The organism is Stenotrophomonas sp. GbtcB23 (assembly GCF_019091045.1).
Lineage (GTDB): Bacteria > Pseudomonadota > Gammaproteobacteria > Xanthomonadales > Xanthomonadaceae > Stenotrophomonas > Stenotrophomonas rhizophila_A.
Genome location: NZ_JAGXKC010000738.1, coordinates 1 through 232, shown reverse-complemented (window position 1 = coordinate 232; position 232 = coordinate 1). Strand labels below are relative to the sequence as shown.

1 pseudogene is annotated in these 232 nt (G+C 65.9%); it reads left to right on the top strand.

What is annotated here, in order from left to right:
* Positions 1-26: 26 nt before the first annotated feature.
* Positions 27-232: pseudogene (locus KVS69_RS20755) on the top strand (exodeoxyribonuclease III); the annotation flags it as partial.

Sequence of the window (232 nt, the reverse complement as noted above, 5' to 3'; positions counted from 1 at the left end):
CCGGGAATACTGGCGACTCCCTCCTGCTGGAGCACGCCACGGCCCGTCGCAGGCGCCTCCGGATTGCCACCTTCAACGTCAACGGCATCAAGACGCGGCTTCCGCACCTGGTGGCGTGGCTGGAGAAAGAGGAACCCGACATCGGGGCGCCGCAGGAGCTCAAGGCCAGCCAGGATGCGTTTCCTGAAACCGAGATCCGTGACGCTGGCTACGGCTGCCTTTGGCAGGGGCA